The following is a 12,028-nucleotide window of genomic DNA, read 5'->3' on the forward strand; positions in this document are numbered from 1 at the left end:
GGAACTTTCAGGAATAGCGAAAGCCCCACCACTGATTATCGGGCCAGGTGTTCCCATTATATAGAGACACCTTGCGGGTGAAGTCCGTGACCAGGAGGCCCTGGGTGTTGGCGCTCCGGATGAAGCCGTCGTACGAATACCACCGGAACTCGACTACGGCTCCATTGCAGGAGGCGCTGACTACCCGGTAGTAGTCCACTTGCTTCAGGCAGCGTCCGGTCGCCTCGTTCTGCAGCATATAGTCTCCCGGGTAGGCATCGAGAAACTGCTGTCGCCACTTTTGCGGCCCATTGCAGCCGGTAAAGGTGTAGACGCTGGTGCTGAAGTCGGTGGCCAGGCACTGCTTCGTTGCCCAGTTGACCAAATACCCCCATGGCGTATAGGTGTCGGCGCTAGCCGGTGCGGCGGACGAAACCGCTAGGGCGCCAGCCGCTGCGATGCTAGCCAGCAGTCCAGCAGCAATACGGCGTAGTCGACGCCTCAATGCAAATCTCATGTCGCACTCTTCCTGCTCATCCGGACGGACGTAGTCTATGATCACCGCCGAGGCAAGAAATTGGTTGAGGCTTGATGCCAGGCTGTTGGCAAATCGTGCCGGATTGTCGGACGAATTGTCCGAGATGCAACGCTGCTGGGGCGAGTCCGTACAACGGTGGACTGTTCCGGCAGGTCAGCCATACTGTCAGCGCGGTCCTGGAATCCACACCGAAGTTCATAACGCCGGTCGCCCGCCCGCAGGCGCTGCGGAACAGACGCGGGATGATCTAGGCCGCGCCCGTGTTCGGGTCCGGTGGACAGCGGCTCGGCGGGGCACCCTACGGCTTCAGCACGATCTTGCCTCGCGCGTGGCGGGACTCACTCAACTCGTGGGCGGCGGCTGCCTCTTGCAGGGAGAACACGGCGGCGACCGGCACTGTGAAACGACTCCGCTCGGCGAGTTCGCCGGCGGCGGCGAGTCCTTCGAGAGCCGGTGTGTCCGCGCCGGGGCCAGAGCCGCGCGACAGGTGCACGCCGTAGGCCGTGGCGTTGATGTCGGCGATGCTCACCACCCTGTCCGGGCTCGCGACCAGCCCGACCAGGTCGGGTAGAGAACCAGAGCCGGCACAGTCGAGGACGACATCCACCCCGCCGGGCACCAGAGCGTGGACCCGCTCGGCCAGGCTGGGGCCGTAGGTGGTCGGGATCGCCCCGAGCGAGGCGACGAACTCGTGGTTGCGTTCGCTGGCCGTGCCGATGACGGCCGCGCCGCGAGCGACCGCGAGCTGGATCGCGGTCGTACCGACGCCGCCGGCCGCGCCCTCGATCAACAGCGTGGTGCCGTCCTTGACGCCCAGCCGGTCGAGCACTCGGGTGGCCGTCTCGATGTTGCCCGCCGCGCCGCCGGCCTCTTCCCAGGTCAGAGCGGCCGGCTTGGGTGCCCACGCGGCCAGGACGGCGTATTCGGCGTTCGCCCCGCCCATCTGGGCGTAGTCCGTGATCCCGAAGACCTCATCGCCTACCCGAGCCGTGGTCACCCCGTCACCGACCTCATCCACCACGCCGGCAGCGTCGACACCGGGCACGTGCGGCAGGGGGAGCGGCATCCAGTCCTGGAATCGGCCGGCGCGGACGTACGTGTCGGCCGGATTGACGCCCGAGGCCCGGACCGCCACCCGGATCTGGCCGGGTCCGGCGTGGGGTTCCGGTGCCTCCGAGACTTCAAGGACACTCGCTGGACCGTACTTCGAAAATTGCAAAGCCCTCATGCACACGGACGCTAACGCACGCCGCTGTCCGCCTCGCTAAAGTGAGACCCGTGACCGATCGTTTGTCTCACACTCTCCGCTCCGACGCCCTGGACAACCGTGAGCGCATCCTCGAGGCCGCCCGCGCGGTCTTCGCCGTCGACGGTCTGGACGTGCCGATGCGGGAGGTCGCCCGACGCGCCGGGGTTGCACCCGCCACCCTGTACCGCCGGTTTCCGACCAAGGAGATGCTGGTCACCGAGGCATTCACAGAACAGATGTACGCGTGTCGCGCCGTCGTCGACGAGGGCCTTGCGGATCCGGATCCATGGCACGGTTTCTGTCTCGTGATCGAGAAAATGTGTGAACTGCACGCACGCGACCGAGGCTTTACCGCAGCTCTCACTTCCACCTTTCCCAATGCAGTTGATTTCGACGCGCGCCGTGAATACGCGCTCAGAGCTATCGACGAGTTGGCCCGTCGCGCCAAGGAAGCGGGCCGCCTACGCCCCGACTTTGTCCTGGACGACGTCATCCTCGTGCTCATGGCCAACAGCGGTATCCACGCGACCTCGCCGACTACCCAGGTCACCGCTTCCCGGCGCTTCGCCGCGCTCGCCATCTCGGCATTCCAAGCCTCCCTGGATGTCTCGCCGCTCCCGCCCGTGGCGCGGCTGGCACCCCCGGCATCGGTATCCGGACGCAGCCAGGTGGGCTAGCCGGTGGCGGCCGAGTGACAGGAGCAGGCCGGCGGCGGCCAAGGCGCCACAGCCGCACTGCTGGTCACGATCAGCCATCGCGAAGGCCCGACTCCAGGACTACGAGCGCACGTCGAGGCGACGGGTGGCGCCCGATAACCTGACTCCGCGCTGCTGTGACAGATTCACGACTCAGGACGGCGAACAAAATCCCGTGTGGGCGCATCGAACCCTACGACAGCAACCCGATCGAGTTACGCCGGAGCCGATGATGCGTGTAATGCCCTTGGCCGGAACCCTCTCCTTCTCCTGCCTCCTGCTCGTAGCGGCGTGCGCGTCGCCCGCGCACCAGAGCGGCGAGGCGGCACCGGCCGGTTCGCCGGCGCAGACGACCGGAGCGCCCGCGCCCTCCGCGTCTTCCACGCCGTCTGCGTCTGCCACTCCGTCCACCCGGTCGTCCAGCGCCCCCACCACCGCATCGCTCGTCCTGGGCCCGAATGGCTTCGGCTCGCTGAAGCTCGGCATGACTCGTCGGCAGGCCACCGCGACGGGAGCGCTGGGCGCGTTCGATGCCAACTCGCCGGGCTGCGCGCCGGCACACCTGCGCGCCGCCCCGACCGACAAGGGTGTCGTCCTGCACTCCCCGACTCTGGGAATCGCCACCATCGACGCCTACGGCAGCATCAAGACGCCCGAGGGCGTGCGGCTCGGCATGTCCAGCGCCGACATGCTCCGGATCTACCCGACCTGGCAGGCAGCCGACGGCGACGCGACCAACGGTCGTGGCTTCGTCAAGGCACCCGGCAACAACAAGGCCGTCTACCGCATCGAGACCGCTAACGGCACCGTCGAGGCACTGACCCTTCAGTACGCGAACCAGGACTGTTACGAGTAGGCGAACCCGATACGGCCGGCCTGCGGTGCCAGTGAGCTGGACATCCGCAGGCCGGCCAGGATCTCGTCGGTCAGGTCGGCGTCGCCGACCTGCTTGATCTGCACGTAGACGCCGTAGCTGCGCTGCGGCACGGCGAGCACCACCTCGCTGAACGAGACCGAGGCGCCACACGATGTCCACCGCCGTACCCGCGCCAAGTTGCCGCCCACGTCCACGGTGCGGTCGGGCTGCTGGACGCACGAGGTGTGGCCGGGCAACGCGGGCGCCGGCCCGCTGGCAAGCAATGCCTTGCTCGCACCGACGAACACACCGGGAACCGCGGTCGCCGGATCCGACCAGACCGCAAGGTCGGGGGCGACCACGAGACCCGGCGCGTGGCCAGCGGGCAGCCGCACCGCCGAAGGGTTCCAGCCGGCGTCCTTCAGCTGGCCGGCCCAGCTCGGCGGCACCGCGATCGAAAGAACGCCAAAGGCATCCTGTACGCGTACCCAGCCCGATCGGGCCGGCGAGGTGGGACTGGAACCCGTCGTCGCCAAGACAGCGGTCAATGCGACCCCGACGCCGACGACCCGTCCCAGCCACTGCACGACGCGGCCACGGCTCGTGTCCCGTTCCATCAAGGCGATGACCCGGTGCAGTTCCTCGATCATGGCCTCGGCGGACGCCCAGCGTTGCCGCGGTTCAGGATGCAACGCACGTCGCACCACGTCATCCACAGCGGGCAGAATGCCGGGCCGCACCTGGGACGGCCGAGGTGCCGACCGCGCGGCCCTGCCGGAACGGCTGGCAACCGGCCTTGCCTGCTCCGGCGGGTGACCGGTCAACATGTGGTACATGGTCGCGCCGATCGCGTACACGTCGGCGCGGATGTCCAGGCCGCCGCCGGGTGTGGTCTGCTCGGGCGGCATGTAGCCGGGTGTGCCAGCGGCGATCGTGAAGCCAGACGCGTTCGCGAGAGCCTTGGCCAGGCCGAGATCCGCGACGAGCACCCGATCACGGCCCGGGGTCGGTTGAAACAGCACGTTGGACGGCTTGAGGTCACGGTGCAGCACGCCCGCCTCGTGCAGCACCGCGACGGCGCCGGCGATGTCGGCCGCGACGAGCAGGGCCTCGCGTACCGGCATCGGGCCCGAGGTGAGGCGATCCGCGAGGGTGCCACCGGCGGCGTACGGCATCACCAGATATGGCCGCCCGTCGGGCAGCTCACCGACGTCGAGGACACGGACGAGCAGACTGGAATCGGCCCGCCGCATGATCCGTGCCTCCTGCTCGAACCGCTCCCGCAGATCCGGGTGGTACGACCAGTTGTCCGCCAGCACCTTGATCGCGACGGACGCGTCGAGATCATCGTCGGCGCCGAGCCACACCGTGGCGAACGCTCCGGACCCGATACGCCGCAGTACGCGATACCGGCCGATCTTGTCTGGTACTGACACGGCCGTATTATGAGCCACCAGATACAAGGGACCCGGGGGGCCTGAGCATGTCAGACGATCTCGACACCGAGGAGCTCGCCGGTCGCGCCGCCACGGGCGACGCTGCCGCTCTCGATGCGTTGCTGAGCAGGATCAGCCCCCAGGTCCTGCGGCAGTGCCTGCGCTTCCTCCCGTGCCGGCAGGACGCCGAAGAGGCGTGCCAGGACGCCCTGCTGCAGGTCGCCCGCAACATCGGCAGCTTCGCCGGCCGGTCGAGGTTCTCCACCTGGTTGTACGTCGTCACGGCCAACTGCGCCCGGCAGACGTACCGCAGCCTCAAGCGCCGGGCCGACGAGCAGCCCACCCCGCTGCTCCCGCTCGATGCCGCCGACCCGCGCACCACGAGCGTGATCGCGGGTTCCCGGCTCGACCTGCTGGACGCGCTGGAGCGACTGGAGGCACACCGCCCCGACCTGGTCGCTCCGCTGGTACTGCGTGACCTGTGCCAGTTGACCTACGACGAGGTCGCCGATCACCTCGCCATTCCGGTGGGCACCCTGAAGTCGCGCATCCACGACGCCCGCCGACACGTACGCGCCTCGCTACAGGCCGCCTGACCTGCCGCGATCCGCGCCTACTCGCCTGTGCACCGGTTGCCGGGCAGCGGAAACCCCGACATGACCGGCAACGACGGCCACGACGTGACGATCGTCGACGCCTGCACCCGCCGCCGGGAAGGTGGCAGTCCTACCGCCGTACTGATCGATGACGGCACGCTCAGCGACAGCGCTCGGCGCGCGATCGTCCAGCGGGTCGGCACCTCGCACGCGGCGTTCGTCGACGCCGACGTGGGAACCACGCCCACGGTGCGGTTCTTCACCGCACACGGTGAGCTCACCAACTGCGGGCACGGCACGATCGCCGCCCAGGCGGTCCTGTTACACCGTCGCCGGATCAAGGAACATCGCTTACGTCAGCGGACCGGTGGCCGCACCTTCGACACAACCGCTATCCAGCGCGACGACGGCATCGAGGTCTGGTTCGACCAGGGCCCGGTGGAGCTTCAGGGCTGCCCTGCCGCGGGACTCGACAGCATCCTCGCCGCCCTGAACATCAGATCGAACGACATGGCCACCGACGACGTCCCGTGTGTCGCCTCACCGGGAACACCGCGCCTGCTCGTACCGGTCAGAACGGTGCCGACCCTGCTCTCGATACGGCCTGACCCACGTCGACTCGCAGCCGAATGCCGCCGTCTCGGCTATCTCGGCTGCTTCGTCTACACGCTCTCCCCGACCCGCAACGCGGCGACCGCACGGATGTTCGCACCGGCGATCGGAGTCGGCGAGGACGTCGTCAACGCCAACAGCACAGGATGCCTCGCCGCACACCTGTTCGCGACCCATGGCCACAGCGGCATCGAAGTCGAGCAAGGGCACACCGCAGGCCGCCCCTCCTTGGTCTTCGCCACCGCCACCCCCACCGCGGACGGCATCTCCGCCAGGGTCGGCGGAATGGCCACTGTCCGTTGACCAGGTCCTGCACGCCTCGGTCGTGGGCGTCCGCGTCCGGCGCGACGCCAGGGTCGCGGGCCCGGCATTGGGGGAGCATATCCGGAGCTCTGGGAAGCGGGCGGCCGGCAGTACGCGGACAATGGGGGGATGAAGCGAGAGGTGCGCCTGATGCGGTTGACCGGGACGCGCGCCGATGGCGCGGTGGCTACAGGCGCGCGGGCTGTGGGGGCGGCGTCGCTGGGCGCCCTCGCTGTGGGGGCGCTCGCTGTCGGGGCTGTGGCTGTCGGGGCGTTGGTCATCGGGCGGCTGGCTATCCGCCGGGCGGTCGTGCGGGAGTTGCGCGTCGGCCGGTTGGAGATCGACGAGTTGGTGGTGCACAACCGACCCGCTGCGGAGGGATAACTCGCTCGCCTCATTGCCGCCGAAGCTATTGGGATTGATTGAGGTGGGTGATCCCATCAGGGTTGCCGTGCCACTCTCCCACGGTCTCGAGAAGCTGGCTGATGAGGTGGTCAGAAGCGTCCCGGTTTTGCAGGGCGGTGCGGTAGATGATTGGCCCGACCAGCACCGCCGAGAGCACGGACGGATCGGCTGACATCTCGAGTTCGCCGTTTTCCACGGCAAGGGTCAGTGCCACCGCGAGCCTGTCGTTGAGGGTGTTGAGGCAGTGGTCGCGCCGTTGCGCGACGTTTGGGTCCCACACGGCGCCGAGGATCAGATTGAGGGTGAAGGCGGCGACCTGGGGGATGGTCAGTTGGTTGGCGAGTTCGCGGAGTTGGCCATGCAGCCATGGGCGGACCGGAGTCTCCGGTTCGTTGAAGTACGGCAGGTCGACCTCACCCATGACATCCAGAACCAACTGCTCGGCTTGCGGCCAGTGTCGGTAGACCGTGGCACGGCCGACGCCCGCCTGTTGGGCGACGCGTTGGTGGGTGACCGCGGTGGGGCCTTCATTGAGCAGCAGCGACCGGGCGGCGATCAAAATCGCGTCTCGACTGCGTGCGACGCGGGGGTCGGTCGAGTTGCTCATCACAGCATTCTACTCTTTGAGACAACTTGACTCAGAGGGGCGGCGATGCCACCCTCACCTTCTGAGGCAAGTTGTCTCGAAGATGTAGGTGGAGAGTAACCGTGAAAATAGTTGTCTTCGGAGCCAGTGGCGGAACTGGGCGGGAAACCGTCCGGCAGGGGCTCGCCGCGGGACACCACGTCACCGCGGTGGTACGCCGAACGGACGCGCTGCAGGCCCAATCCGACCTACAGATCGCCGTCGTGCCGGACCTCAACGACGTCAGGCTGGTCCAAGAGGCGATGGACGGCTGCGACGCGGTCGTCAGCACGCTGGGCACCAACGCTCGAGGGCCGGTGACCGTGTGCACCGACGGCGTCCGCTCGATCCTCCTGGCGATGAACCGGACCGGGGTGCGACGGCTGGTCGTGGTGAGCGCCCACGGCGCGGCCGAGAGCAACGACGGCTCGTTCTACGCGCGCTCTCTGCGGGCGATGCTCGGCGACAAGATGCGTGACAAGGACGAGATGGAGAAACTCATCCGCTCCTCCGACGTGGATTGGACCATCGTCCGTCCGCCCGCGTTGACGAAGAAGCCGCACACCGGCCGGTACCATGCAGGAACGGACCTGAAGATTCGGCTCACCTCCAAAATATCGCGCGCCGACCTGGCCGATTTCCTGCTCCGCGAAGCCACGGCGCCGGCCCACACCCACCAAGCCCCGAGGATCGCGGTATGAACCCCGCGGTCAGGCGCCGAGCAGCTGGCGGGCGTACTCCGGGTTGGTGTAGTCGCGCCAAGCGGCCATCTTGCCGTCCCGGATCTCGTACACCGCGAGGTTCTTGATCGGAGCGAGCTTTCCGCCGGCCAGCCCGAGCCCGTGGATCTGCTCGGCGATGACCAGGTCGCTGTTGACGGCCTGGTTGAGCGTCTCGAACTTGACCTGCGCGAAGTGCCCGAAGACGTTCGACCACATGGTGACGAGGTTGGCGTGGCCGTGCAGTTCCGGGTCGCCGTAGTTCTGAAAGACGATGTCCTCGGGGGCCCATGGCCTCGTCGGGCCGTCAGAGGACGGCCTTTCCCTCGGGAGGCGGGGAACTGACGTTCATGTTGGGGCGTGGAGCGTTCACCAGTGCCAGGGTGACCACGACGGCCAGGAGGAGCGAACCCGCGGCCCACAGGTACGCGGTGTGGTAGCCGTGCACGAGTGCGGCGTTGCGCTGGGCGTCCTGGTGGGTGGCGAGGTAGGCGACGGTGGCGCTGGTGGCGAGGGTGTTGAGCAGGGCGGTGCCGATGGAGCCGCCCACCTGGGTCGAGATATTGATCATCGCTGAGGCCACGCCGGCGTCCTCCGCGCCGACGCGGTAGGCGGCCAGGCTGGTGGCCGGCATCAGCGCGGTGCCCAGGAACAGGCCGATGCCGATCTCGGCGATGAGCAGCACCGGGCTGAACGACGTGTCGACGTCGAGCAGGAGCAGCAGCAGGACGGAGACAGCGGCGCCGAGGTATCCACCAGCCATGATCGTCCCGGGGCGCAGGCGGGTCAGGAGCCGCGCCCCGACCTGGGACGAGCCGATGACCTGTGCGATGGCCAGCGGCAGGAAGGCGACACCGGTGCGTGCTGGCGAGTAGTCCTTGACGGTCTGCAGGTAGAAGGTCAGGAACAGGGAGACGCCGAAGAGGGCGAGCAGTCCCAGAGCGGCGGAGAGGTAGGCGCCCGCCCGGTTGCGTTCCTTGAGGATTCGTAGGGGCAGCAGGGGGTCGCGGACCCGGGCCTGCAGCATGATGAAGGCGGTCAGGAGCACCACGGCCAGGACGAACGACCCCAGCGTGGTGCGGTTGCTCCAGCCGTGGCTCTGGGCAAGAGTGAAGCCGTAGACGAGCGAGCCGAGACCGAGCGTGGCCAGGATGGCGCCCGGGATGTCCAGGCGTTTGGTGCGGTCGGGCTCGCTCTCGTCCCGCACGAACAGCACCGCCCCGATAATGGGGATGATGCCGAGGGGGATGCTGACGAGCAGCGCCCAGCGCCAGTTGAGGTATTCGGTCAGCAGGCCGCCCGCCAGCAGGCCGATCGCGCTGCCGGAGGTGACGATGGCGGCGTACACCCCGAAGGCTTTGGCGCGTTCCTTGCCGTCGGGGAAAGACAGCGAGATCAGCGACAGGACCGCGGGGGCGAGCAGCGCACCGAAGACACCCTGCAGGGCTCGGGCCGCGAGCAGAATCCCGGTCGTGGGTGCGAGGCCGCCCAGGGCCGACGCCACCACGAAGCCGACGAGACCGATGATGAAGACCCGTTTGCGGCCCAGTAGGTCGCCCAGGCGACCACCCAACAGCAACAAACCCCCAAAGACCAGGGTGTACGACGTGATCACCCATTGCCGGTTGCCATCGCTGATGTGCAGATCGGCTTGCGCGGAGGGTAGGGCGACGTTCAGGACCGCGGCGTTGAAGATCACGACCAGTTGGGCGGTCGAGATGAAGGCCAGGGCGAGTTGACGGTTGTGGGTTCGGGTGGTGGCAGATGACATGAGGAGTCCAAACGGGCCCCACATGCACATGCGGAGTCCATGAATTGGCAGGGATGCGGACGGAGTCGCGGGCAGGGGCCCTGCTCGGCTCGGAGCCGGAGCAGGGCCTGCGCCCGGGGTCAGCGGAACTTGCGGAAGGTGTTGCGGACGTCGCTCGCGAACCCCTCGGGGTTCTCGTAGTGGACGAAGTGCCCGCCCTTCTGGTGGACGTTGACGTTGTCCACGTTGAACGTGTCGTAGGTGGGGCCGTTCTCGAAGGCGGCGATGCGCTCTTCGGGGGTGGTGGCGCCGGGCGGGTAGGCGTCGCCGAGCAGGAACGTGAAGCCGGCCGGCGGCTCGACCGTCGGCTGACGGTCGTGCGAGGGCACCCACGGGTAGCGCACCGCGTTGCGGTACATCCGGATCGAGGTGCCGATGGACTGCGTCACCCAGAAGGTGGTGGCCTGGGTGAGGATGAAGTCGCGGGAGAAGTTCTCGTCGAAGTTGGCGTTCTTGTCGCTCCACTTCCGCCACCGCTGCAGCAGCCAGGCGAGCATGCCGATCGGCGAGTCGTTCAGGCCGTGGGTGATGGTCGAGCCGTCCAGCATGTGGGCGGTGACGTGGGAGACGTAGGTCGTGACGAAGTTCTCCATGCCCGCCCGCAGCTTCGGCGAGGCATCCTCCGGAATATGCCACCCGTCGGTTACATCCCAGAATCGCTCGTTGGAGAACATGCCCGGGGGCAGGTCCTGGCCGTACTGCATGGCGATGATGCTGTCGGCGTACTTGTGGCCGAGCGCGCTCGCGATCAGCGCGCCGTAGTCGGAGCCCGCCACGGCGTACTTCTCGTAACCGAGTGTCTCGGTCATGAGCTTGTGCAGGATGTCAGCGATCTTCCAATAGTTCAGGTCGCCCCGGGCCAGGGGGGTGGACCAGGCGAAACCGGGCAGGTTCGGCACGACGACGTCGAACGAGTCGGCCGCGTCGCCGCCGTACTTCGCGGGGTCGGTCAGCGGGCCGACGACCGGGAGGCTGAACTCGCCCGGCCACGGCCAGCCGTGCAGGACGATGATCGGGATCGGGTTCGGGCCCTTGCCGTGCTCGTAGACGAAGTGCACCGGCGCGTTGTCGATCTCCACCTTGTGCTGGTTGTACGAGTTGAGCCGCTTCTCCTGTGCACGCCAGTCGAAACCGTCAGCCCAGTACTCGACGAGGGGCTTGAGGTAGGCGGTGCTCACCCCGTAGTACTCGGTCTCGTTGTCCAGGTCATCGAAGAAGCGCGTGTTCTTCAGGCGACTCTTGAGGTCGTCCAGAACGTCCTGCGGGACGTTGATCTTGTAGGGTGCCAGCGAATCGGCCTTGCTGTTTCCAGCCATGACAGGATTGCCTTTCTGGTGGTAGTTGAGGATTAGTAGGTAAAGTCCAGGCGCAGCCGGGTCTGCTTCAGCTCCGCGATGTACCAGGAGCCGTCGACCTTGACGAACCGTGCGTGGTAATGGCCGAAGCCGTGCATGCTCTTGAAGGGGAATTCGTCGTTCACCTCGGCGTCCTCGGGCCGGGTGACGATGTCCTCCATCGCCCAGGTGCCACGCGCGGTGGTCTCCGACTCGACGTCGATCTCGTCCGAGAAGAGGTGGTGGATCAGGACGTCGTCGGGCCCACCGCTGGACCCGATGATCCGCGCGATCTCCTTGCGGCCCTCCATCCGCAGCCAGACCGAACCATCCGGCTTGTGCGGGGTGAAAGTGCCGTCCGGCGTGAACAGGCCGGCCAGATCCTGCCAACGGTGATGATCCGCGCTGTAGACGTAGCGGGCCATCACACGACGCAATTCCTCGGTAATGCTCAGACGCTCAACGGCATCCATGATTTGCCATCCCCTGTGTGTGAATGTGGAATCCGTCCGCCGCGGTGGGCGGCGCGGCCGGCAGTGTCAGGCCGGGCCGGCAGGTGCTGGGCTGTCAGCTGTTCAGATCGATTCGGCCGATCGATCAAATACGTCAACAGTCGTCGCGAATTTGGGTCCGGCCCGTTCTCCTGGACTGTCTGGTCCACCCATCGTGCGTCCCGATAATTGGACCGGCAAGTCCAGAGGACGGTGTCGCCGATCACCGCCGAACCCCTAGTTCACTCCTGCCGGCGAGCTGACGCCGGAGCCGTTCTCGGCGGCAAGCCACCGTGTTGATATGCCACGAATCAGGCCGCTTATCCCCGTAAGCTCGTGTGAGAAGCGGTGCTGCGGCGTCAGGTGGACTGAGGTCGCAC

14 protein-coding genes are annotated in these 12,028 nt (G+C 67.2%); 6 read left to right on the forward strand and 8 right to left on the reverse strand.

Annotation, left to right across the window (positions count from 1 at the left end; genetic code table 11):
* Window positions 1-7: 7 nt before the first annotated feature.
* Window positions 8-496 carry a hypothetical protein gene (locus tag ACFQGL_RS08160; RefSeq protein WP_377507797.1) on the reverse strand — a complete coding sequence of 163 codons (489 nt, stop codon included), beginning with the start codon at window positions 494-496 and terminating at the stop codon, window positions 8-10.
* 319 nt (window positions 497-815) lie between these two features.
* Window positions 816-1,745, reverse strand: a complete 930-nt coding sequence (locus tag ACFQGL_RS08165; protein WP_377507800.1) for an NADP-dependent oxidoreductase — start codon at window positions 1,743-1,745, stop codon at window positions 816-818.
* A 50-nt stretch (window positions 1,746-1,795) separates the two neighbouring features.
* Between ACFQGL_RS08165 and ACFQGL_RS08170 the strand changes: the two genes are divergently transcribed.
* Together ACFQGL_RS08170 and ACFQGL_RS08175 are read left to right on the forward strand one after the other, a co-directional pair.
* The gene (locus ACFQGL_RS08170) at window positions 1,796-2,443 is read left to right on the forward strand and encodes a TetR/AcrR family transcriptional regulator (protein WP_377507803.1); all 648 of its coding nucleotides are present in this window, start codon (window positions 1,796-1,798) and stop codon (window positions 2,441-2,443) included.
* 502 nt (window positions 2,444-2,945) lie between these two features.
* Complete coding sequence (locus tag ACFQGL_RS08175) at window positions 2,946-3,317, forward strand: hypothetical protein (RefSeq protein WP_377507806.1); 372 nt, start codon at window positions 2,946-2,948, stop codon at window positions 3,315-3,317.
* On the opposite strand, the gene ACFQGL_RS08180 is transcribed toward ACFQGL_RS08175, so the two are convergent.
* Complete coding sequence (locus tag ACFQGL_RS08180) at window positions 3,308-4,771, reverse strand: serine/threonine-protein kinase (protein ID WP_377508387.1); 1,464 nt, start codon at window positions 4,769-4,771, stop codon at window positions 3,308-3,310. The two genes, ACFQGL_RS08175 and ACFQGL_RS08180, sit on opposite strands and share 10 nt — an antisense overlap.
* Before the next feature lie 29 nt (window positions 4,772-4,800).
* On the opposite strand from ACFQGL_RS08180, the gene ACFQGL_RS08185 reads away from it, so the two are divergent.
* From ACFQGL_RS08185 to ACFQGL_RS08195, 3 genes are all read left to right on the forward strand, one after another.
* Window positions 4,801-5,349, forward strand: coding sequence for an RNA polymerase sigma factor (locus tag ACFQGL_RS08185; RefSeq protein ID WP_377507809.1), 549 nt, complete (start codon window positions 4,801-4,803; stop codon window positions 5,347-5,349).
* Window positions 5,350-5,409: 60 nt separating this feature from the next.
* Window positions 5,410-6,264 carry a PhzF family phenazine biosynthesis protein gene (locus ACFQGL_RS08190; RefSeq protein ID WP_377507812.1) on the forward strand — a complete coding sequence of 285 codons (855 nt, stop codon included), beginning with the start codon at window positions 5,410-5,412 and terminating at the stop codon, window positions 6,262-6,264.
* Window positions 6,265-6,393: 129 nt separating this feature from the next.
* A complete protein-coding gene (locus ACFQGL_RS08195; RefSeq protein WP_377507815.1) occupies window positions 6,394-6,648 on the forward strand; it encodes a hypothetical protein in 255 nt (84 codons plus the stop codon).
* Window positions 6,649-6,673: 25 nt separating this feature from the next.
* Here ACFQGL_RS08195 and ACFQGL_RS08200 read toward each other — a convergent pair whose 3' ends face one another.
* Window positions 6,674-7,276, reverse strand: coding sequence for a TetR/AcrR family transcriptional regulator (locus tag ACFQGL_RS08200; RefSeq protein ID WP_377507818.1), 603 nt, complete (start codon window positions 7,274-7,276; stop codon window positions 6,674-6,676).
* A gap of 101 nt (window positions 7,277-7,377) precedes the next feature.
* Between ACFQGL_RS08200 and ACFQGL_RS08205 the strand changes: the two genes are divergently transcribed.
* The gene (locus ACFQGL_RS08205) at window positions 7,378-7,995 is read left to right on the forward strand and encodes an NAD(P)-dependent oxidoreductase (protein ID WP_377507821.1); all 618 of its coding nucleotides are present in this window, start codon (window positions 7,378-7,380) and stop codon (window positions 7,993-7,995) included.
* 9 nt (window positions 7,996-8,004) lie between these two features.
* On the opposite strand, the gene ACFQGL_RS08210 is transcribed toward ACFQGL_RS08205, so the two are convergent.
* From ACFQGL_RS08210 to ACFQGL_RS08225, 4 genes are all read right to left on the reverse strand, one after another.
* On the reverse strand, window positions 8,005-8,289 hold the full coding sequence (locus ACFQGL_RS08210) for a nuclear transport factor 2 family protein (protein WP_377508390.1): 285 nt from the start codon (window positions 8,287-8,289) through the stop codon (window positions 8,005-8,007).
* 31 nt (window positions 8,290-8,320) lie between these two features.
* The gene (locus tag ACFQGL_RS08215) at window positions 8,321-9,784 is read right to left on the reverse strand and encodes an MFS transporter (RefSeq protein WP_377507823.1); all 1,464 of its coding nucleotides are present in this window, start codon (window positions 9,782-9,784) and stop codon (window positions 8,321-8,323) included.
* A gap of 119 nt (window positions 9,785-9,903) precedes the next feature.
* On the reverse strand, window positions 9,904-11,139 hold the full coding sequence (locus ACFQGL_RS08220; RefSeq protein ID WP_377507826.1) for an epoxide hydrolase family protein: 1,236 nt from the start codon (window positions 11,137-11,139) through the stop codon (window positions 9,904-9,906).
* A 32-nt stretch (window positions 11,140-11,171) separates the two neighbouring features.
* Entirely contained in the window at window positions 11,172-11,630 is a 459-nt protein-coding gene (locus ACFQGL_RS08225; protein ID WP_377507829.1) for a nuclear transport factor 2 family protein, read from the reverse strand.
* Window positions 11,631-12,028: the final 398 nt, after the last annotated feature.

The organism is Micromonospora vulcania (assembly GCF_042658605.1).
Classification (GTDB): domain Bacteria; phylum Actinomycetota; class Actinomycetes; order Mycobacteriales; family Micromonosporaceae; genus Micromonospora; species Micromonospora vulcania.

What these genes read in the sequence shown, in the direction of transcription:
- ACFQGL_RS08160 (WP_377507797.1), bottom strand. Translation starts at nt 496, where the DNA reads ATGAGATTTGCATTGAGGCGTCGACTACGCCGTATTGCTGCTGGACTG.
- ACFQGL_RS08165 (WP_377507800.1), bottom strand. Translation starts at nt 1,745, where the DNA reads ATGAGGGCTTTGCAATTTTCGAAGTACGGTCCAGCGAGTGTCCTTGAA.
- ACFQGL_RS08175 (WP_377507806.1), top strand. Translation starts at nt 2,946, where the DNA reads ATGACTCGTCGGCAGGCCACCGCGACGGGAGCGCTGGGCGCGTTCGAT.
- ACFQGL_RS08185 (WP_377507809.1), top strand. Translation starts at nt 4,801, where the DNA reads ATGTCAGACGATCTCGACACCGAGGAGCTCGCCGGTCGCGCCGCCACG.
- ACFQGL_RS08190 (WP_377507812.1), top strand. Translation starts at nt 5,410, where the DNA reads ATGACCGGCAACGACGGCCACGACGTGACGATCGTCGACGCCTGCACC.
- ACFQGL_RS08195 (WP_377507815.1), top strand. Translation starts at nt 6,394, where the DNA reads ATGAAGCGAGAGGTGCGCCTGATGCGGTTGACCGGGACGCGCGCCGAT.
- ACFQGL_RS08200 (WP_377507818.1), bottom strand. Translation starts at nt 7,276, where the DNA reads ATGAGCAACTCGACCGACCCCCGCGTCGCACGCAGTCGAGACGCGATT.
- ACFQGL_RS08215 (WP_377507823.1), bottom strand. Translation starts at nt 9,784, where the DNA reads ATGTCATCTGCCACCACCCGAACCCACAACCGTCAACTCGCCCTGGCC.
- ACFQGL_RS08220 (WP_377507826.1), bottom strand. Translation starts at nt 11,139, where the DNA reads ATGGCTGGAAACAGCAAGGCCGATTCGCTGGCACCCTACAAGATCAAC.
- ACFQGL_RS08225 (WP_377507829.1), bottom strand. Translation starts at nt 11,630, where the DNA reads ATGGATGCCGTTGAGCGTCTGAGCATTACCGAGGAATTGCGTCGTGTG.